Annotated in this window: 16 protein-coding genes; 5 read left to right on the top strand and 11 right to left on the bottom strand. The window is 64.6% G+C overall.

Annotated features, from left to right (window positions below):
* Positions 1-41: 41 nt before the first annotated feature.
* Positions 42-587: a carboxymuconolactone decarboxylase family protein gene (locus CIT37_RS39200; protein WP_095425085.1), complete on the bottom strand. Its 546-nt coding sequence runs from the start codon at positions 585-587 to the stop codon at positions 42-44.
* Positions 588-725: 138 nt separating this feature from the next.
* Between CIT37_RS39200 and CIT37_RS39195 the strand changes: the two genes are divergently transcribed.
* Together CIT37_RS39195 and CIT37_RS39190 are read left to right on the top strand one after the other, a co-directional pair.
* Positions 726-1,940, top strand: a complete 1,215-nt coding sequence (locus CIT37_RS39195) for an acyl-CoA dehydrogenase family protein (protein WP_095425003.1) — start codon at positions 726-728, stop codon at positions 1,938-1,940.
* 170 nt (positions 1,941-2,110) lie between these two features.
* Positions 2,111-3,250 carry an acyl-CoA dehydrogenase family protein gene (locus CIT37_RS39190; RefSeq protein WP_095425004.1) on the top strand — a complete coding sequence of 380 codons (1,140 nt, stop codon included), beginning with the start codon at positions 2,111-2,113 and terminating at the stop codon, positions 3,248-3,250.
* Between the two features lie 196 nt (positions 3,251-3,446).
* On the opposite strand, the gene CIT37_RS39185 is transcribed toward CIT37_RS39190, so the two are convergent.
* The 10 genes from CIT37_RS39185 to CIT37_RS39140 form a co-directional block, all read right to left on the bottom strand.
* Positions 3,447-4,484, bottom strand: a complete 1,038-nt coding sequence (locus CIT37_RS39185) for an amino acid ABC transporter substrate-binding protein (RefSeq protein WP_028139718.1) — start codon at positions 4,482-4,484, stop codon at positions 3,447-3,449.
* A gap of 87 nt (positions 4,485-4,571) precedes the next feature.
* Positions 4,572-5,165 (bottom strand): L,D-transpeptidase, encoded by a 594-nt coding sequence (locus CIT37_RS39180; RefSeq protein WP_028139719.1) that lies wholly within the window; start codon positions 5,163-5,165, stop codon positions 4,572-4,574.
* Positions 5,166-5,528: 363 nt separating this feature from the next.
* Positions 5,529-6,503, bottom strand: coding sequence for a hypothetical protein (locus CIT37_RS39175; protein WP_095425006.1), 975 nt, complete (start codon positions 6,501-6,503; stop codon positions 5,529-5,531).
* An 82-nt stretch (positions 6,504-6,585) separates the two neighbouring features.
* Positions 6,586-7,149, bottom strand: coding sequence for a thioredoxin family protein (locus tag CIT37_RS39170; protein WP_095425007.1), 564 nt, complete (start codon positions 7,147-7,149; stop codon positions 6,586-6,588).
* Positions 7,150-7,180: 31 nt separating this feature from the next.
* Positions 7,181-7,879, bottom strand: coding sequence for a cytochrome c biogenesis CcdA family protein (locus CIT37_RS39165; RefSeq protein WP_095425008.1), 699 nt, complete (start codon positions 7,877-7,879; stop codon positions 7,181-7,183).
* Between the two features lie 433 nt (positions 7,880-8,312).
* On the bottom strand, positions 8,313-8,924 hold the full coding sequence (locus tag CIT37_RS39160) for a sigma-70 family RNA polymerase sigma factor (protein WP_018316842.1): 612 nt from the start codon (positions 8,922-8,924) through the stop codon (positions 8,313-8,315).
* A gap of 432 nt (positions 8,925-9,356) precedes the next feature.
* Positions 9,357-10,094: a response regulator gene (locus tag CIT37_RS39155; RefSeq protein ID WP_028139723.1), complete on the bottom strand. Its 738-nt coding sequence runs from the start codon at positions 10,092-10,094 to the stop codon at positions 9,357-9,359.
* 10 nt (positions 10,095-10,104) lie between these two features.
* On the bottom strand, positions 10,105-11,850 hold the full coding sequence (locus CIT37_RS39150) for an ATP-binding response regulator (protein ID WP_095425009.1): 1,746 nt from the start codon (positions 11,848-11,850) through the stop codon (positions 10,105-10,107).
* Positions 11,820-13,898, bottom strand: a complete 2,079-nt coding sequence (locus CIT37_RS39145; RefSeq protein WP_244611340.1) for a sensor histidine kinase — start codon at positions 13,896-13,898, stop codon at positions 11,820-11,822. The genes CIT37_RS39150 and CIT37_RS39145 overlap by 31 nt, the downstream gene beginning before the upstream one ends.
* Positions 13,899-13,904: 6 nt before the next feature.
* Positions 13,905-14,900 carry a TRAP transporter substrate-binding protein gene (locus tag CIT37_RS39140; RefSeq protein WP_095425010.1) on the bottom strand — a complete coding sequence of 332 codons (996 nt, stop codon included), beginning with the start codon at positions 14,898-14,900 and terminating at the stop codon, positions 13,905-13,907.
* 184 nt (positions 14,901-15,084) lie between these two features.
* Between CIT37_RS39140 and ugpB the strand changes: the two genes are divergently transcribed.
* From ugpB to CIT37_RS39125, 3 genes are all read left to right on the top strand, one after another.
* The gene (ugpB, locus tag CIT37_RS39135; protein ID WP_095425011.1) at positions 15,085-16,425 is read left to right on the top strand and encodes a sn-glycerol-3-phosphate ABC transporter substrate-binding protein UgpB; all 1,341 of its coding nucleotides are present in this window, start codon (positions 15,085-15,087) and stop codon (positions 16,423-16,425) included.
* Between the two features lie 234 nt (positions 16,426-16,659).
* Positions 16,660-17,619: an aminoglycoside phosphotransferase family protein gene (locus tag CIT37_RS39130; protein WP_095425012.1), complete on the top strand. Its 960-nt coding sequence runs from the start codon at positions 16,660-16,662 to the stop codon at positions 17,617-17,619.
* Between the two features lie 359 nt (positions 17,620-17,978).
* Entirely contained in the window at positions 17,979-19,601 is a 1,623-nt protein-coding gene (locus CIT37_RS39125; protein WP_095425013.1) for an ABC transporter substrate-binding protein, read from the top strand.
* The last annotated feature ends 123 nt before the right edge of the window (positions 19,602-19,724 follow it).

Raw genomic sequence — 19,724 nt, 5'->3', positions numbered from 1 at the left:
CCAGCGTTTCCTGATGCGCAATTGCGCATCAGGAACGGAAATTAAGCCAGTTCCGACACCTCGCCCTCCGGCAGGCCGAACTCGAACGTGTTCAGCGTCATCGACACCATCGTGTAGTAACCGCACAGGCCGATCACCTCGACCACGCCGCGTTCGCCGAGCAGCTTCACCGCCTCATCATAGAGGCCCTTCTCGACGCCGTGGCCCTCGTGCAGCGATTTGGCCACGTCGTAGATCATCCTGCCCCTGGGATCGTCGAACTCGGGCGTGCGGCGGTCGCGGATCGCGTCGATGATCTCAGGATCCATGCCGCCCGCCAGTGCCAGCCGTTTATGCGCGTACCATTCGTAGTGCGCGGTCCAGTGCCGCGCCGTCACCAGGATCGCAATCTCCGAAAGCTTTGCGGGAAATATCGTGTCGTAGCGCAGCACCTCGCCGAGCCGCGTGGCGTGGCGCGCCATGTCGGGGCTGCTCAGCCAGGCCATCATCGGCGCCGGCGGCTTGCCGCGCTTGCCGGCAATCGACTCGTCGTAGGTCTGCCGCTGGCTCTCGTTCATTTCGCCAGGCGAAAGAAGTTTCAGGCGCATCGTCGTTTCCTCTTTGTTTTCAAGCACCGTCTTGGTCGCGACTATAGCGGAATGCGGCTCGCGGAAGTGGTTGAATTCCGCGGGAGCTTGGCCCAGAGTCGCGCCCAACAAGTCGATTTTGATTGATGGAAACGACCAATGTCTGAATCCAAAACCAGCGATTCTGAGACCGCCGATCTCGAAACATTCCGCGCTGAGACGCGCGCCTGGCTGGAAGCCAATTGCCCGCCGGAAATGCGCAAGCCCGCGACGTCGGATGCCGACGTGTTCTGGGGCGGACGCAACGCCAAGTTCTCGTCCGAGCCGCAGCGCATCTGGTTCGAACGTATGCGCGACAAGGGCTGGACCGTGCCTGACTGGCCCAGGGAATATGGCGGCGGCGGTTTGAGCGCCGCCGAGCACAAGGTGCTGCGCGCGGAGATGGGAAAAATCGGCGCGCGTCCGCCGCTGTCGAGCTTCGGCATCTGGATGCTCGGGCCGGCGCTGCTGAAATACGGCAACGACGCGCAGAAGCAGGAGCATCTGCCCAAGATCGCCGCGGGCGAGATCCGCTGGTGCCAGGGCTATTCCGAGCCGAACGCCGGCTCCGACCTTGCTTCGCTGCAGACCCGCGCCGAGAGCGACGGCGACGATTTCGTCATCACGGGTTCGAAGATCTGGACCTCCTACGCCAACTACGCCGACTGGATCTTCTGCCTGGTGCGTACCGATCCCGCTGCGAAGAAGCATGACGGCATCAGCTTCATCCTGTTCGACATGACCTCGAAAGGCGTGACGACCAAGCCGATCCTGTTGATCTCCGGCTACTCGCCGTTCTGCGAGACCTTCTTCGACGGCGTCCGCGTGCCGAAATCGCATGTGGTCGGCACCGTCAACCGCGGCTGGGACGTTGCGAAATACCTGCTGCAGCATGAGCGCGCGATGATCTCGGGCATGGGCGAGCGCGGCGTCGGCCGTCCGCTCGGTCAGATCGCGGCCGATTCCGTCGGCACCGATGCGCAGGGGCGGCTCGATGATTCCATGCTGCGCGGCAAGATCGCCAGCTTCGACGTCGATGAAGCCGCGCTTGCGGCGTGCGCCGAGCGCGCCGTCGATCTCGCCAAGGCGGGACAGGCGCATCCGGCGTTCTCCTCCGCGATGAAATATTACGGCACCGAGCTCAACAAGCGCCGCTACGAGATCCTGATGTCGGCCGGCGGCGCCGATGCGCTGGAATGGGAGAGCGAGCGCTCCAAGCAGGGCGCCCGCCCGCGCGCCTGGCTGCGCACCAAGGCCAACTCGATCGAAGGCGGCACGAGCGAGGTGATGCTCGGCATCGTCGCCAAGCGCATCCTGGATTTGCCGGGGGCGTGAGGCGCACTCTCACCACCCGTCATTCCGGGGCGCGCGGAGCGCGAGCTAAGATGCGCAATTGCGCATCTGAGAATCCATACTCCCGATCGGGATTATGGATTCCGGGCCTGGCCCTTCGGGCCATCCCGGAATGACGACGACAGATAGATTTTCGAATCGGAAACACGCACATGGCCCTCGTCCTCACCGAAGAACAATCGATGCTCCGCGATAGCGCGCGCGGGCTGATCAGCGACAAGGCGCCGGTGTCGCATCTGCGCCATTTGCGCGACAGCAAAGACCCCACCGGCTTCTCCAAGGAGTTTTGGCATTCCTTCGCCGAGATGGGCTTCGCCGGCCTTTTGGTGCCGGAAGAATTCGGCGGCAGCGGGCTCGGCTATGTCGAGGCCGGCGTCGTGATGGAGGAGATCGGCCGCACCTTGATGCCGTCGCCCTTCCTTGCCACCAGCGTGGTTGCGGCCTCGGCGCTGAACCGCGGCGGCAATGCTGCGCAGAAGTCGGAATATCTGCCGAAGATCGCGAGCGGGTCGCTGCTCGCGACGCTCGCGATCGACGAAGGCGCAAAGCATCGTCCGCTCCAGACCAACCTGCAGGCCGTGCGCTCCGGCAACGGGTTCAAGCTCTCCGGCGCCAAGGCGCTGGTCGTCGATGGCCACGTTGCCGATTTGCTCATCGTCGCCGCGCGCACTGCCGGCATCGCCGGCGAGCGCGAAGGCTTGACGCTGTTCCTGGTCAACCCCAAGGCCAAGGGCGTCGCGATCGAGCGCACCATCATGGTCGATTCGCACAATGCGGCGCGGATCGAGCTCGCCAATGTGGAGGTCAATGCCGACAGCGTGCTCGGCGAGGTCGATCAGGGCGCCGCGCTGCTCGACGGCGTGCTCGACATCGGCCGTGGCGCGGTCGCAGCTGAAATGGTCGGCCTCAGCGAAGAGGTTTTCAACCGCACCGTCGAGTATCTCAAGAACAGAAAGCAGTTCGGCAAGCTGATTGGCGAATTCCAGGCGCTGCAGCATCGCGCCGCCGAGCTCTATGTCGACATCGAGATCACCCGCGCCGCCACCATGAAGGCGCTTCAGGCGCTGGATACCGATGTTGCCAAGGCAACGTCAGCCGTCGCGGTGGCAAAAGCCCGCGCCGGCACCACCGCCACCCGCGCGGTCCAGGAAGGCGTACAGATGCATGGCGGCATGGGCATGACCGACCAGTTCGACATCGGCTTCTTCATGAAGCGCGCGCGGGTCTGCGAGGAGCTGTTTGGGGATGCCAACTACCACACTGAGCAGCTGGCGCGGGCGCGGGGGTATTGAGGCGAGGGCGAGTAAAAGCGTGCAGCGTCGCCTCAATCTCGATGTCGTCCCGGCGAAAGCCGGGACCCATAACCCCCAGGGAGTAGTTTGGCGAAGGCTCGTGGTTAAAGAGCCTTCCCGCGGTACGGTCACCTGCGCTTGTCGATAAATCACGCGGTATGGGTCCCGGCGTTCGCCGGGACGACACGCGTGAGGCCTACCGCATCGGCGGCGCGTACTGCACGCCACCCGCGTTCCACAGCTGGTTCATGCCGCGCGGGATCTTCAGCTTCGACTTCTCGCCGATGTTGCGCTCGTACATCTCGCCGTAATTGCCGACGTGGCGGATGATGCGGACGGCCCAGTCCTTGGTGAGGCCGAGCTGCTCGCCGTAATTGCCTTCGGTGCCGACGAGGCGCATCACTTCCGGCTTCTTCGACTTCAGGGCCTCGTCGATGTTCTCCGAGGTGACGCCCAGCTCTTCGGCGTTGATCATCGCATAGAGCGTCCACTTCACGATCATCATCCAGTCGTCGTCGCGCTGGCGCACCACGGGGGCGAGCGGCTCCTTGGAGATCATGTCCGGCAGGATCATGTGATCGGCCGGCTTCGCCAGGTTCAGCCTGAGCGCGTAGAGCTGGGAGACGTCGGCGGAGAACGTGTCGCACTTGCCGGTGTCGTAGGCCTTCACGACCTCGTCGAGCTTGTCGAACTTCACCTCGTCATACTTCATGTTGTTGGCACGGAAGTAATCGGCGACGTTGAGCGCCGTCGTGGTGCCGGCCTGGACACAGACCTTGCTGCCGGTCAGGTCCAGCGAGGTCTCCTTGTTGCGCGAACGCGGCAGCATGAAGCCGGCGCCATCGTAATAGGCGACCGCGGGGAAATAGAGGTCGTAGTCGAGCTCGCGCGCCATGCTCCAGGTCGAGTTGCGCGAGAGGATGTCCACCTTGCGGCTCTGCAATTCCTTGAAGCGCTCGCTGGCATCGAGCGGAATGAACTTCGCCTTGCCCGGGTCGTTGAAGATCGCCGCGGCCACCGCGCGGCAGAAATCGACGTCGAAGCCGGCCCAGTTCTTGTTGTCTTCCGAGTACGAGAAGCCCGGCAGCCCCTTGTTGACGCCGCACAGCACCTCGCCGCGGCGCACGGTGCGCTTCAGCGTGCGGGTGTCGTAGAATTCATAGATGATGGCCAGAACGGCGACTAGCACGGCGACCGCGAGCCCGATCAGCAGGCCGCCACGAAAAGTGCGCATCATGTTGCTCTCTCGAAAAATCGGGAAAAGGAATTGGGAGGGAAGGCGACGAGCATGGTCCGGAGGACCATGCCCGGATCAAAAACCTCAGAGCTCGGGCTTCTGCCGGATCACCACCTTGGTGCCGACAGGAACGCGGTCGTAGAGATCGGCGACGTCGTTGTTGACGAGGCGGAAGCAGCCCGAGGACACCTTGGTGCCGATCGTGTCAGGACGGTTGGTGCCGTGGATGCGGTAGACGGTGGTGCCGAGATACATGGCGCGTGCCCCGAGCGGATTGCCGGGGCCGCCTGCCATGAAGCGCGGCAGATAGGGCTGGCGCTGGATCATCTCCGGCGGCGGCGTCCAGTCCGGCCACTCCTTCTTGTTGGTGATGTTCACCAGCCCCTGCCACTGGAAACCGTCGCGGCCGACACCGATGCCGTAGCGGATCGCGCGCCCGCCCGGCTGCACCAGGTAAAGGTGGCGCTCGGCCGTGGAGATGATGATGGTGCCCGGCGTCTCGGTGGTGCGGAAATAGACCACCTGCTTCTGCCATTCCGGCTCGAGCTGGTAGCCATCGTCGGCGACCAGACCCGGCTCGTCGCCGCGATCAGGCTGCTGCGCGATGGCATGTGGTGCGGACAGGATCAGGCCGATCGCGGCCACGAACGTCCCGGTCAGGCGACGAAAATCCGTCATTTCAAGCTCTCCCCACTGCCACGGCGCAAATCATTCGGAACCATCAAACCTGAGGGGCATGTTCATGGCAAGTTGATGGCGCGCCACCCTGATATGTCACGAGAATGCTTTGGTTTTTTGACGGGGTCCTCGCAATGCCACAAACAGGGGATGGCGCGAAAAGCATAGTTTGTCACCGCTCGGGAGGTGAGCTCCCTCTCCCGCTTGCGGGAGAGGGCTGGGGAGAGGGTTTCGCCTCCAGGGAGACTCCCTCAGAGGAGAGAGCCCTCACCCGCGCCTTCGGCGCGATCTCTCCCGCAAGCGGGAGAGGCTCAGACCGAACTCGCGGTGAGATCAAATTCGACAACTGGCGCTAGACGCCGGCTAGATCTTATTGCTCTCCGCAGCGATCCCCAGCCGCCGCACGATCTCCGTCCCCACCGCGCGCGCCTCCACCCGCGAGCCGATCCGCGGGCTGCGAAACCTTCGCCCCGAGTGCAACCGGATCGTGACGATGCAGTGCTCGTCCTCGGACCGGCCGCGGCGCTCGACGGTGATCGTCTTCACGTCGTGCCCTTCGATCTGGTCCGCGCGCGGCGTGCCGTCGCCCCACAGGCGTTCGATGCGGATATCGTGCTCGCGAATGATCCAGAACGCGCCGGTGACGAGGTTCGCATAGCGATGCACGGCGAACGCCGCGAGCGCGCCGAGCGGCAGCAGCAGGATATCGACATGGCTGGGCGGCCATCCGCGCCAGAGCTTGTAGGCGTAGGGCACAGCGGACAACGCGACGGCGATCAACGCGACGATGCGGATGTCCCGTGCGGGAAACGCCTCGAGAGGGTCGCCAAGATGCATCTCGGGATTGCTGGCATCGAGCGGATTGACGGGTTCCTCGACATTGGTAACGTCGAATTGCGTGGCGATCCGGGCCACGGTGTCATGAACATGCGTGACGTCGGAGATCGGCGGCGACGTCAGCCGTTCCCCCGAGGTCAGCGTGAAAACGAGTTGAAAGCGGGCCTTCACCCGCTTGTTGCCGGGAACCTGCAATGCCGTGATGTCGTCCTTCGCGACGATGCGTGTGCGCAGCTTCCCAAACGGGCTTTGCCGCCCGATCAGGATCTCGTTCGCCGTGATGATCCACACCACCGCCGGCGCCATCATGATGCCGACGACGAACCCCGCGCCCACCAGCAGCGCGACCACCGATATGACGATTTCCAGAGTGTCGTGCGTGAACAGGCCCGGCGTGAAGCACAGCGCGACGGCGGCCGCAAAAGCGGACATCACCAGCCGCTGTGCGATCGAGGCGCCTTCACGAAGGCGGATGTCGTTGTTGAGGGGCGTGTCGTCCATTGCGGGCGGCTGATTGCGTTGTCGCGAAACTCCACGGACGGGTCCGTGGAGTCAAGCAACAAGGGAGCCGCGCGTGCCGCACTCAGCCATTGACGTTCAGCAGCTTGGCCACGGTGCGGTCGATCTCGTCGTAGCGGCCTTCGCCGGCGTGCTGGAACACGATCTTGCCGGTCTGGTCGATGATGTATTGCGCCGGCCAATACTGGTTGCGGTAGGCGTTCCAGGTCTTCGAATCGTTATCCTGCGCCACCGGATAGGTGATGCCGTGGCGCTTCAGCGCCGCCTGCACGTTGGAGGCCGAGCGCTCGAACGGGAATTCCGGCGTGTGGACGCCGACCACGACGAGGCCCTTATCCCGGTATTTCGCATAGAGCTCGGTGACGTGCGGCAGCGTGTTGACGCAGTTGACGCAGCCATAGGTCCAGAAATCGACCAGCACGACCTTGCCGCGGAGGTCGGCCATGTTCAGTGGTTTCGAGTTGAACCAGTTGGTGAGGCCGACGAAATCCGGCGCGGTCTGCTGGCTTGCGGCGGCGGTGACGACGGGGGTCGCGCGCGCAGCCTCGTCGCAGATGCCGGGAATGACGGCGCCGGTGACGGTGAAGCCGATCAGGGCGGCGGAGACGGCGAGCAGTCTGAAAGTCATGGAAGCGTCCTCCGGTGACGATGAGGGATGATCACAGGCCGATCTGGCCGGTGGGATAGAAGCCGGTGAGCCACGCCACGATCAGCGTGTCGTATTGGAAATAGGCGGCGACCGCGAAGGCGATCACGACGATGCCAAAGCCCTGCTGCAGCCGCGGCGAGATCCGCGAAAGGCTGCGCACCCGTGTGGTCGCGGCCTGCCCGCCATAGGCTATCGCCAGCATCGGGATCGCGGCGCCGATGGCATAGGCGATCAGCAGCGTGCCGGCCCACGCAAGATTCTTCGAGGTCGCGACCAGCGTCAGGATCGAGCCGAGCACCGGGCCGGCGCAGGGCGTCCAGACCAGGCCGAGCGTGGTGCCGAGGATGAGCCCGCCGAGCGCGCCCTCGCGCTGGGTAGCGCCGGAATTGCCGAGATCGAGCCAGCCATTGAGCCGGCTCGACAGCCATTCGAACGGCGCCGGCCACAGCATCAAGAGGCCGAAGCCGAGCAGCAGGATCGCGGCGGCTTCACGCAGCACGTTCGGATCGAAATCGAACAGCCGCGTCAGCGCACCGAGCAGCAGCGCGACCGCGGAGAAGGAAACGACGAAGCCGAGCGCGATCATCGCCGGGCGCAGATGTCCCGCGCGCCCGATCGAGGCGCCGAGCAGGATCGGCAGCATCGGCAGCGTGCAGGGCGCGGCGATGGTGAGGATGCCGGCAAGAACGGCGAAGGAGAGTTCGAGCATGGGGCACTCGTGAAGGAGGTCACGAGGGCAGTTCGGGCGGGATGCGTGGATCGTTACAGAGCGTCACGGCTTCGTGACGGGGGGCAATTTTCACCTCAGGTCGTCATGCCCGGGTTTGTCCCGGGCATCCACGTTCTTGGTGCCGCGCCGAAGGCGTGGATGGCCGGGTCAAGCCCGGCCATGACGATGGAGGACCCAGCGGGGGTCGCAATGCCCACGTCACGGCTCGCCAAACACAAAACGACCCGGAGGGGGGCATCCCGTCCGGGTCGTGGAGTCCTTGGGAGGTTTAACGAAACCGTATGTGAGCTTTATAGGGGGAAGTTTTTCCGCCTGATGTTGTGCTTTGTTTCAATTGTTTCGTCGGCGGTAACACTTCCGTGTCCCGGGAGAGGGCCAGATCGGCGGCCCTATCCCTTTGAAATCCTTGGCCTCAGGCAGCGAAGCGCTCGACGCCGCAGCCCTTAAGCAATTCGGCCAGCTGCTTGCGGGCGTAGAACATCCGCGTCTTCACCGTGCTCTGGGGGATGCCGATGATCTGCCCGACCTCCTCCACCGACTTCTCGTGGTAGTAGACGAGGGTGATGATCTCGCGATGCGCGGGCGACAGCTTCTGCACGCAGGCGCGCAGGATGGCGCTGGTGTCGCTGCGGTCGAGCGAGGTCTCCGGCGTATCGGAATCGTCGGGGATCTGCCGCACGTCCTCCTGGTCGATGTCCTCGAAGCGGCGCTGGCGCATCGCAGTCAGCGCCTTGAAGCGGGCGATCGAGAGCAGCCAGGTCGAAACCTGGGATCGGCCCTGGAATTGGCCGGCGGTCCGCCACACGTCCAGGAACACCTGGCTGACGAGGTCTTCCGCCGCGGTGGCGTCACGCACGATGCGCAGGATGAAGCGGTACACCCGCACGCTGTGCCGACAATAAAGGATATGCATCGACGTCCGGTTGCCGTCGGCAATGCTCTCGAGAAGCATGTCGTCCGAAGTCGCCTGAGCGGCGATGATGCTCTGGCTGGCCTGGGCGTTGATGGCGATGACGTTCCGCATTGACTTGGCTCCCCGTAGCGCCGCAACCGAGCGGCGTTTCCTTGGACCAAAGTGTTAATGAGCCAACGTTTCGGGACGTCTGCACGAAAAGGGGAAAATGGTTTCGTGCGCCGCCAAATTGTTTCGTCGGAGGGATGGCGACGAAACATTCGGGACGAAAAGTCGTGGAATTTCAATGTACGGAAAATACGGGGATAGGGGTGTTGAGGCGGACGGGGGCGCCACGGAACGAATCTTGGTGACTTGCGTTCGGTCGCGCCAGACTGTCGTCCCGGGGCGCGAAGCGAACCCGGGACCCATACCCAAAGGGAGGAGTGGTTCCGGGGACTCGGAGTGGGCGCTTTCACGCCAAACCACGGCCTGGGGTTATGGGTCCCGGATCTGCGCGCGCCCAAGGGCGCGCTTGTCCGGGACGACGGCGGAGTGTGAGGCTTACGCCTTCTCGCCCGCCGGCGAGAACAGATAGCCGCCGCCGCGGATGGTGCGGATCACGGCGGGCTTGGCCGGATCGGGCTCGATCTTGCGGCGGATGCGCATGATGCGCAGGTCGACGGCGCGGTCGAAGGCTTCGGCGTCGCGCGCGTTAGCCAATTCCAGCAAGCGCTCGCGCGACAGCACGCGCTTCGGATTGGCCGCGAACACCTTCAACAGCCCGAACTCGGAGGCGGTCAGCGGATGCTCGTTGCCCTCGTCGTCGCGCAGGGCTTGGGCTTCGAGATCGAGCCACTTTGTCCCGAACCGTACCAATTGCTCCTTGTCGGATTTCGCCGCCGCCGCATCAGGCGCTGCGGCCTTGGCCGGCACGCTCCGCCGCAGCACCGAGCGGATGCGCGCCATCAGCTCGCGCAGCTCGCAGGGCTTGGCCACGTAATCGTCGGCGCCGAGCTCGAGGCCCACCACGCGGTCGATCGGGCTCGCGGTTGCCGTCAGCATGATGACGGGCACGTTGATGCGGCTCTTGAGGTCGCGGATGATCGAGAGGCCGTCTTCCTCGGGCATGTTGAGATCGAGCACGACGAGATCGGGCATGCTGCCCTGGATCGCGGCGCGCAAGGACTTGCCGCCGTCGCACAGCGTCACGGTGAAGCCGTGCATCTTGAGATAATCGCCGACCATCTCCCGGGCCGGGGCTTCATCGTCGACGATCATGATGTGCTGGCTTTGGGTCATGGTCTCTACGTCACGGCATTTCGGTCGGGGGAAGGGTGATGGTGAAGGTCGAGCCCTTGCCGGGCCCTTCGCTGTCGGCGGTCACCTCGCCGCCATGCATGTCGACGATACGCTTGACGATGGAGAGCCCAAGTCCCGTCGAGCTCTCGCCGGCGGTCGGTTTGGCCGACAGCCGCTGGAACCGGCCGAACAGGCGGCCGAGATCTTCCGGCGACAGGCCGGCGCCCTCGTCGCTGACGCGGACGACGGTGTCGCCGCCCTCGTGGCTGACGACCACGTCGATCTTGCCGCCGATCGGTGAGTATTTGATGGCGTTGCTGATGAGATTGTCGATCGCCTCGCGGATGCGGTCGGTGTCGCACATGGTGACGATGTTGGCCGGCGCGGCGACGCTGATCGCCTGCTGCTTGTTGACGGCGAGCGGCTGGTTGGCCTCGGCGACCTCCTTGACCAGGGCGGCGACGTCGACCGGCTCGCGGCGGATGGTGATGTCGAAGGCATCGGCCATCGCGTCCGAGATCAGATGGTCGACCATCGTGGTCAGGCGCTTGGTGGCGTCGCGGATGTGGTCGACCTGGGCGACCACGCCGTTTTCCGAGGCGCAGGTCGAGATCAGCTCCTTCAGCATCTCGGTGCGGCCGAGGATGACGCCGAGCGGGTTCTTCAGATCGTGCGCGACCGTGCCCAAAATCTCGTTCTTGAAGCCGTTGGCGCGCTGCAGCCGCAGCCATTGCGCGGAGAGGCGGCGGTTGGCCTGCATCAGCGCGCGGGTGCGCTGGGCGACGCGGTCCTCCAGCTGGGTATTGGCGGCTTGAAGCTGCTGATAGAGGATGACGTTGTCGAAGGCGATCGAGAGCCTCGAGGAGAAAATCTCGACCAGCGAGCGGTCGGTCTCGGACAATTCGCGCTCGGCCTGCAGCAGCACTACCACCTCGCGGCCGGACCCGGTGCGCAAATAGATCACGCTGCGGTGGTCGGCGAATTCGTTCTTGCGGCGCTGAAACGCGGCCTCCACCATCTCGCGCAGTTCGGGGTCGAGCGCCTTCGACGTCGTGGTGCCGATGAAGCGGCTATAGCAGCCGCTGCCGGCGAGGACCGAGAGTTCGGGGTCGATGCCGCCATTGTCGCGCAAGACCAGTATACCGGCGCAATCGACGTTGAGCAGCGAGGCCAGCTGGGTCAGCACGCCCTCGGCGAGCCGCTGCATCGACTTGAAGTCGTACAGCGTCGAGGCCGCGTCGATGATGATCTCGAGCCCGCGCCGTGTCTGCACCATGCGCTCGAGCTGCTGATAGGAGCGCAGCGCCGCGGTCAGCGAGGTGAACAGCTTGTCGGCGGTGAGCTCGGTCTTGGCCTTGTAGTCGTTGATGTCGTACTGCACGATCACGCGCCGCTCGGGCGCCTGGCCGGGCTGTCCCGTGCGCAGGATGATGCGCACCGTCTCGTTCCGGATCTCGTTGCGGATGAACTCGACCAGCTCGAGGCCGGCGACGTCGGTCTCCATGATGACGTCGAGCAGCACGGCGGCGATGTCGCTGTGCTCGGCCATCAGCTTGCGGCCTTCCGCCGCGGAATAGGCCGACAGGATCTCCAGGCTCTGGCCGTTGAGGCTGTAGTCGGACAACGCAAAGCGGGTGCCGTCATGCACGGCCGGATCGTCGTCGATGACGGCGATCTTCCATTTCCGGGCGTTGGCATCCTCCGACGCGGTACCGGTATCGTCGATCAGGTGGAGGACATCGTCCTGTTCGGCCATTGAGAAGTCCCGTCACTTTCTGTGCTTTGCGCGCCGCCCTTGGCGACCCGGGGCATGATAATGCGAAAAGTGGTGCCTTGTCCCAGCTTGGATTCCAGCATCATGCGCCCGCCGAGCTGCTGGGTGACGAGGTTATAGACGATATGAAGCCCGAGTCCCGTGCCGCCTTCATTGCGCCGGGTGGTAAAGAAAGGGTCAAAGGCCTGGCGCTGCACGTCGGAGGTCATGCCGGCCCCGTCGTCGGTGAAGATGAGCTCGACGTCGTCGGCCCCGCGCGGCCGCGCCGAGATGATGATCGTGCCGGCGCGCCCGTCGGCGAAGGCGTGGTTGGCGGCGTTGAGGAAGAGGTTGGTCAGGATCTGGCCATAGGAGCCGGGATAGCCGTCGAGCAGCAGCCCCTCGGGCACGTCGACCTGGAGCGTGATCGGCGAGCGCTTCAGCACCGGGCGCAGGCTGGCGATGATCTGGTCGGTGGCCTCGCTGAGCGAGAATTGCCGCCGCTCCGCATGGGAGCGGTCGACCGCGACCTGCTTGAACGACTGGATCAGCTCGCCGGCGCGCTGCAGATTGGCGACCAGCTGCTGCGAGGCGTCGCGTGAGGACTGCACGAATTCCTCCAGCTGCGAGCGACGCAGGCCCCCATCGCCCTTGAGCTGGGCCTCGAAGATCTCGCTGCGCCGGGCAAAACTCGAAGCCACCGTCAGACTGATGCCGATCGGATTGTTGACCTCGTGCGCGACGCCGGCGACGAGGCCGCCGAGCGCCGCCAGCCGTTCGGCATCGATCAAATTCTGCTGTGCGGTATTGAGCTCGAGCAGCGCGCTCTCGGCCTTCTCCTTGGACGCGCGCAGCTCGTCCTCGGTCTGCCGCTTCGCGATCGCGTTCTCGCGGAACACCTCCACCGCGCGCGCCATGGCGCCGACCTCGTCGCGGGCCTTGGTGCCCTGCACCTCGCGGTCGAGATCGCCGAGCGTGATCGCGCGCATCGCCGCCATGATCTGCTGCAGCGGCAGCCGGATCGACAGCGCGATCATCACGCCGGCGGTGAGGATGATGCCGAGGAAGATCACCGCAATGGAAAGGACACGGCGGGAAATATCCGCCAGCGTGCGGTCGAAGGTCTCCTGCGCCTTCTGCTCGCGCTTGCGCATCTTGGTGGAGAGGTCGTCGATGGCGCCGATCGCCTCGGCCTGGCTGGCGTCGATGGTGTTGCGGAGCAGCTCGGTGCGGCTGGCAAGCTGCTCGGAGAGCTTTGCAAAGCCCTCACGCAGTGCGGCGGTGCGGGCCCCGAGCCGCCGCAAGGCCATCTTCTGCAGGTCGTTGTCGGCGAGATCGATCATCACGGGGATGGTCTTCTCGATCGTCTCGGTGTTGCGGCGCGCGTCGTCGGCCGCGCCCGATGACAGCGACAGATAGTAGGAATTGGCCGCCACCAGCATCGCGGTGAAGGCCTCGCGGGATTTTCCGAGCGATGGCCAGATCAGGGCGTCGCGATGGCCGGTGGCGCCTTCGATGATGGAATAGAGGCCGGCCATGTCCCTGGCCGGGCCTTGCACCTGGTCCTCATAGGTCTTGGCAATGGTGGCCTGCACGCTGCGCAGCTCGCCGAAGCCGTTGAGGAAGCGGTCGGTGGTGCGCTCCAGCTCCTCGACCGAGCCCGACAGCATCGGGTCCTTGGCGGCGCGGTTGGTCAGCGTGCCCAGTACCGCCTCGCGCAGCAGCAGGATCTCGGCGAACAGGTCGGGGCTCGGCTGGTTGATGTAGCGGTGGATCAGATTGTGCAGGCGCCCGGTCTCGCTTTCGAGCAGCGCCAGGATGCGGTCGGATTCGCGCACCTGGCGCACGTCGTCCCAGGCCGAGCCCAGCACCTGCGCGCCGTTCCAGATCATCCCCACCAGCACCACCACCACGGCGGAGTTCAGCGCGGCGATCGACAGGATGCGCCAGCGGATCGGCACCGCCCGAAGCACGCCGACCAGCCGTGCGCGCAGCCGTCCGATCGGGCCGGACGGCCGGTCTGCGTGCTCGGTATGTCCAAGTGCAGCCAACGCGGCTCACTCCACCTTGCGAATACGTTCGATCAGCGCGGCCGCGGCGGGATCGCGCCCGGCCTTGGCGTAGATCGGGGCCATCGCGTCCTCGAACGGCTTGCGGTCGATCTCCCTGATGATGGTGACGCCGGCTTCCTGCGCCTTGCGCTGCGACTGCTCCTCGAGGTCGCGCCATTTCTCGCGCATGAACCGGCTGGAGCGCTGCGCGGCCTCCCGGAAGATCTTCTGGTCGTCCGGCGACAGGCTCTGCCAGGCCTTCAGCGAGATCACCAGCACTTCCGGGCTCATCGTGTGCTCGGTGAGCGTATAATGCCCGGCGTGCGTGTAATGATCCGTCGTCACGAAAGATGGCCAGTTGTTCTCGGCGCCGTCGATCAGATGGTTGGCGAGCCCGGTGAGCACCTGCCCATAGGGCATCTCGACCGGCTCGGCGCCGAGCGAGCGGATCATCTGGCTCATCAACTCCGACTGCTGCACCCGGATCCGCAATCCCTTGAGATCCGCGATGGTCTTCACCGGGCGGGCGCCGTTGTAGATCGACCGCGCCCCGGAATCGTAGAAGGCGAGCCCGACGAAGCCATAGGGCTCGAAGCTGTTCAGGATCTCGCTGCCAATCGGCCCGTCCAGCACCTTCTGCATGTGCTCGATGGACCGGAACAGGAACGGCATGGCGAGCACGTTCATCGCCGGCACGAAGTTGCCGATCAGCGCCACGTTGGTCCGGTTGAGGTCGATCGCGCCGGCCCGGGTCTGCTCGATGGTCTCCTTTTCCTCGCCGAGCTGGCGGGAGTGGAACACCTTGATCTCGTGGCGGCCGCCGCTGCGCTCGGCGATCAGCGCGCCCATGTAGCGCAGCGCCTGGACGGTCGGGTAATCCTCGGTCTGGGTATCGGCGGAGCGAAATTCGCGTGCAACGGCGCCCGTCGCACAGACGGCAAGCAGAAGCGCGACGACGATCACTCCGGTCCGCGAGAGTTCGGCACGGCTCAACCTTGGCACACTCAACCCCTCAGTGGTGGAGTCTATGGCGGGAGCAAAAGGTTCAATGCAATCTAGCAGATGGTCGGGGGAAGGCCATCCCGCCCGGCGCGGCCGTGTAATTGTGCGGCGCGGCCGGCGTTCATTCCCGGTTGAAACCGCAAATGCCGCGCCTTAAGCAGGGCAGCCGCCTTTGTCGTGCGGCATGGGAAGCGCCATCGTGACTTCAGCATTGCGCCTTTTGCAGCTCGTCGCCGCCCTGGCGGCTCTCTCATTGGCCGCGCCCGTGCGCGCCGCCACCGACATCGCGTGGTGGCACGCCATGTCCGGCGAGCTTGGGCGGCAATTGGAAAAGCTCGCCTCGGACTTCAACGCCTCGCAGTCCGATTACCGCATCGTGCCCGCTTACAAGGGCAACTACACCGAGACGGTGACCGCCGCGATCTTCGCCTTCCGCTCGCGCAGCCAGCCCGCCATCGTCCAGGTCAACGAGGTCGCCACCGCCACCATGACCGCGGCCAGGGGCGCGATCTATCCGGTGTTCAGCCTGATGCGGGACATGCACGAGCCGTTCTCGCTGACCGATTACCTGCCCGCGGTCTCCGGCTATTACACCGACGCGGCCGGCAATCTGTTGTCGTTCCCGTTCAACTCCTCGACGCCGATCCTCTACTACAACAAAACTATGTTCCGCGACGCCGGCCTCGATCCGGAGGCGCCGCCGAAGACCTGGCCGGAATTGGGCGCGGCCGCAAAGCGCCTGCGCGACCGCGGTGCGGCGTGCGGCTTCACCACGTCCTGGCCGTCCTGGATCCATGTCGAGAATTTCTCCGCTTTCCATAATTTGCCGCTGGCGACGCGCGGCAACGGCTTTGCCGGGCTCGACGCCGAGCTGACCATCAACAATCCGGTCGTGGTGATGCACATCGCCCAGCTCGCCGAATGGCAAAAGACAAAACTGTTCGACTATGGCGGCCGCGGCCAAGCGGCCGAGCCGCGCTTTCAGAAGGGCGAATGCGGCATCTTCATCGGCTCCTCGGCGACGCGCGCCGACATCAGAGCGAATTCGAAATTCGAGATCGGCTACGGCATGATGCCGTATTGGCCCGACGTGAAGGGCGCGCCGCAGAACTCGATCATCGGCGGCGCCACGCTGTGGGTGCTGCGCGACCGGCCGCGCGAGGAATACAAGGGCGTGGCGCGGTTCTTCGCCTATCTGTCGCAGCCCGGCGTGCAGGCCGCCTGGCATCAGAACACCGGCTATCTGCCGATCACCCGCGCCGCGTCCGAGCTGACGCGCGCGCAGGGCTTTTACGAGCGCAATCCGGGCTCGGCGATCTCGTTCGAGGAGATCACGCTCAATCCGCCGACGGAGAACTCGAAGGGCATCCGGCTCGGCTCCTTCGTCCTGATCCGCGGCGCGATCGAGGACGAACTGGAGCAGGCGTTCGCCGGCCAGAAGAGCGCGCAAGCCGCGCTGGATTCCGCCGTCGAGCGCGGCAACAAGCTGCTTCGCCAGTTCGAGCGGGCAAGTCCGGAGCGGTAATGCATGTTGCGATTGGACACCGCTGCGACCTCGAGTGAGGTGCGCCCCCTCTCCCGCTTGCGGGGGAGGGTTGGGGTGGGGGTGTCTCCACAACGGGATAATCCCCTAGAGGAAAGAGCCCCCACCCGGCGCGGGACGATGCTTCGCATCGCCCGGAACGCGCCGACCTCCCCCGCAAGCGGGAGAGGTGCACCGTCTTCTTGGCTCGCACTGAATCAACAAAAAAACACCTGAATGACGATCGCTCCATCGCAAACACTGCCGGCCTTCACCGACTCCGAAAGCTTTCGCGCCTTTCGCTCCGCGTCCTCGCAATGGCTGCCGATCGCCCTCGACATCGCGCGCAGCCACGATCTCGACATCAGCGCGCCGCATGTGTTTGCGACCGGCACCAACCTCGTGGTTGGTCTCGGCGAGACGCTGATCCTGAAAATCTTCCCGCCGCTGCTGCACGCACAATTCGTCTCCGAGCGCGGCTCGCTGATGCAGCTCAAAGGCCATCTCGATCTGCCGATCCCCGAGATCGTCGCCGAAGGAACGCGAGACGGCTGGCCCTATCTCGTCATCACCCGTCTTGCCGGCACGCTCGGCTCGGAGGTCTGGCCGCATCTGCCCGAAGCGCAGAAGGAGCGCCTGCTGCGCCAGATCGGCGAGACCATCGCGAGCGTCCAGCGCGTCCCGCTCGGACCGCTGGCGAACATCGAGCCGCGCTGGGACGACTTCATGCGTGCGCAGATGCTAGGCTGCCGTGCCCGGCACACGCGCCTCGGCCTCGCGCCGAAATTCCTCAAAGGCCTCGACGATCTCCTGCGCGATGCGGAAAAGCTCATTCCGATGGATGCGCCGCCGGTCTTTCTGGTCGGCGAGTACATCCCGGAGAACTTCCTGCTCGCCTGCGATGACGGCCAGTGGTCGCTCAAAGGCCTGTTCGACTTCGGCGACGTGCTGGCGGGATGGCGCGATTACGACCTGCTCGGCCCCGGCGCGTTCATGGCGGCGGGCCGGCCGGGGAGGGTGAAGAGCCTGCTCGAAGGCTTTGGCTATACGAAGCTCGACTATACGCTGAAGCGCCGGCTGATGGCCCTGATGCTGCTGCACCGCGCCAGCGACCTCAACAGCCACATCTGCATCGCGGGCTGGCAGGAGCAGGCGGATGACCTGGTCGAGCTGCAGGAGCTGATCTGGGCGGGTTGAGGCCGGTCAGCGCCGGCCCCGCCTCTCTCCGTCATTCCGGGGCGCCGCGGAGCGGCGAGCCCGGAATCCATGATCCTGCGCGTGCTGCCGCCCGATGGATTCCGGGCTCGATGCTGCGCATCGCCCTGGAATGACAGCCGTGCTTATCGGGCGGGCGCCAATCAAATTCAGCCCATTGAATAGGCAAATCTGTATCTTTGTATGCAATCTCGGGAGATCGAGACGAAGGCCACGACGCGCCTAAATCGACATTTCATAAGCGATATCAGTTCATTAACTTGATTGTAAATACCCGTTAAGCCTTGGCACGAACTTTGCGAATCCGGTTCCAACCAAGAACTTTGAGTTGGAGCGATTTCATGAAGCGCCGCGATTTCCTCAAGTCCGTTTCCGGGTTGGCCGCCGGAGCGGCGCTTCCGGCGATGCCACAGGTGATTTCCTCAGCCTATGCCGACGCCCGCTCCGAGACGCTGCTGATCGTCTCGGAAGGCGGCCCCAACAATCTCGACATCCACGGCGTCGGCACCAACGTGCCCGGCTATGAGGTGTCCTGGAATTGCTACGACCGCCTGATCAGCCACGAGATGAAGAGCGGCCCCGGCGGGGTGCCCTATTACGACCGCGACAAGTTCAAGGGCGAGCTCGCCGAGGAGTTTAGGATCGACGACATGTCGGTCACCTTCAAGCTGAAGAAGAACGCCAAATTCCACGACGGGGCGCCCGTTACCGCCAAGGACGTGAAGTGGTCGCTCGATCGCGCCGTCAGCGTCGGCGGCTTTCCGACGTTCCAGATGAGCGCGGGCTCGCTGACCAAGCCCGAACAGTTCGTCGTGATCGACGACCACACGGTGCGCGTCGACTTCCTGAAAAAGGACAAGCTGACGATTCCCGATCTCGCCGTGATCGTGCCCTGCATCGTCAACTCCGAGCTCGTGAAGAAGAATGCCAGCGAGAAGGACCCCTGGGGCCTCGAATTCACCAAGCAGCAGACCGCGGGCTCCGGCGCCTACAAGGTGACGAAGTGGACCGCGGGCACCGAAGTGATCATGGAGCGCAACGAGGATTGGGTCGGTGGCCCCTTGCCGAAGATCAAGCGCGTGATCTGGCGCATGGTGCCGCAGGCCGGCAACCGCCGCGCGCTCTTGGAGCGCGGCGATGCCGACATCTCCTATGAGCTGCCGAACAAGGACTTTCAGGAGATGAAAGCCAACGGCAAGCTCAACGTGGTGTCGCTGCCGTTCTCCAACGGCATCCAGTATATCGGCATGAACGTCACCAAGCCGCCCTTCGACAATCCGAAGGTGCGCCAGGCCGTTGCCTACGCGCTGCCCTATCAGAAGATCATGGACGCCGTGATGTTCGGCCTCGCCAACCCGATGTTCGGCGCGCCGAAGGACAAGGCGACCGAGGTCGCCTGGCCGCAGCCGCATAAATACAACACCGACATGGACAAGGCGAAGGCGCTACTGGCGGAGGCGGGCTATGCGAACGGCTTCGAGACCACGATCTCGTTCGACCTCAATTTTGCCGGCGTCAACGAGCCGCTCTGCGTGCTGGTGCAGGAGAGCCTCGCGCAGATCGGCATCAAGACCACCATCAACAAGGTGCCCGGCGCCAACTGGCGCACCGAATTGAACAAGAAGGAGATGCCGCTCTTCACCAATGTGTTCTCGGGCTGGCTCGATTACCCCGAGTACTTCTTCTACTGGTGCTATCACGGCAACAATTCCGTCTTCAACACCATGAGCTACAAGTCGGCGGAGATGGACAGACTGATCGACGGCGCCCGCACCGCCGCCGCGGCCGGCGACAAGTCAACTTACGATGCCGACGTGAAGGGCTTCGTCGATCTCGCCTTCACCGACATCCCGCGCATCCCGCTGTACCAGCCCTTCGTCAACGTCGCGATGCAGAAGAACATCAGCGGCTATCAATACTGGTTCCACCGGAGGCTCGATTATCGCGCGCTGGCGAAGGGGTGAGGTGTCGTGCGTGCGTGCGATCTGGCCGTGTCTTTCAGCTCTTGGAGTGAGGCTGCCACCGCTCCCTCATTCCCTCCCCCCTTGTGGGGGAGGGGCAGGGAGGGGGGTAGCCACAAACTCAGA

It is taken from the genome of Bradyrhizobium ottawaense, from assembly GCF_002278135.3.
GTDB lineage: Bacteria > Pseudomonadota > Alphaproteobacteria > Rhizobiales > Xanthobacteraceae > Bradyrhizobium > Bradyrhizobium ottawaense.
This window is presented reverse-complemented; position numbering and strand designations above follow the sequence as displayed.

What these genes read in the sequence shown, in the direction of transcription:
- CIT37_RS39200 (WP_095425085.1), bottom strand. Translation starts at nt 587, where the DNA reads ATGCGCCTGAAACTTCTTTCGCCTGGCGAAATGAACGAGAGCCAGCGG.
- CIT37_RS39195 (WP_095425003.1), top strand. Translation starts at nt 726, where the DNA reads ATGTCTGAATCCAAAACCAGCGATTCTGAGACCGCCGATCTCGAAACA.
- CIT37_RS39190 (WP_095425004.1), top strand. Translation starts at nt 2,111, where the DNA reads ATGGCCCTCGTCCTCACCGAAGAACAATCGATGCTCCGCGATAGCGCG.
- CIT37_RS39185 (WP_028139718.1), bottom strand. Translation starts at nt 4,484, where the DNA reads ATGCGCACTTTTCGTGGCGGCCTGCTGATCGGGCTCGCGGTCGCCGTG.
- CIT37_RS39180 (WP_028139719.1), bottom strand. Translation starts at nt 5,165, where the DNA reads ATGACGGATTTTCGTCGCCTGACCGGGACGTTCGTGGCCGCGATCGGC.
- CIT37_RS39175 (WP_095425006.1), bottom strand. Translation starts at nt 6,503, where the DNA reads ATGGACGACACGCCCCTCAACAACGACATCCGCCTTCGTGAAGGCGCC.
- CIT37_RS39170 (WP_095425007.1), bottom strand. Translation starts at nt 7,149, where the DNA reads ATGACTTTCAGACTGCTCGCCGTCTCCGCCGCCCTGATCGGCTTCACC.
- CIT37_RS39165 (WP_095425008.1), bottom strand. Translation starts at nt 7,879, where the DNA reads ATGCTCGAACTCTCCTTCGCCGTTCTTGCCGGCATCCTCACCATCGCC.
- CIT37_RS39160 (WP_018316842.1), bottom strand. Translation starts at nt 8,924, where the DNA reads ATGCGGAACGTCATCGCCATCAACGCCCAGGCCAGCCAGAGCATCATC.
- CIT37_RS39155 (WP_028139723.1), bottom strand. Translation starts at nt 10,094, where the DNA reads ATGACCCAAAGCCAGCACATCATGATCGTCGACGATGAAGCCCCGGCC.
- CIT37_RS39150 (WP_095425009.1), bottom strand. Translation starts at nt 11,850, where the DNA reads ATGGCCGAACAGGACGATGTCCTCCACCTGATCGACGATACCGGTACC.
- ugpB (WP_095425011.1), top strand. Translation starts at nt 15,085, where the DNA reads ATGGGAAGCGCCATCGTGACTTCAGCATTGCGCCTTTTGCAGCTCGTC.
- CIT37_RS39130 (WP_095425012.1), top strand. Translation starts at nt 16,660, where the DNA reads ATGACGATCGCTCCATCGCAAACACTGCCGGCCTTCACCGACTCCGAA.
- CIT37_RS39125 (WP_095425013.1), top strand. Translation starts at nt 17,979, where the DNA reads ATGAAGCGCCGCGATTTCCTCAAGTCCGTTTCCGGGTTGGCCGCCGGA.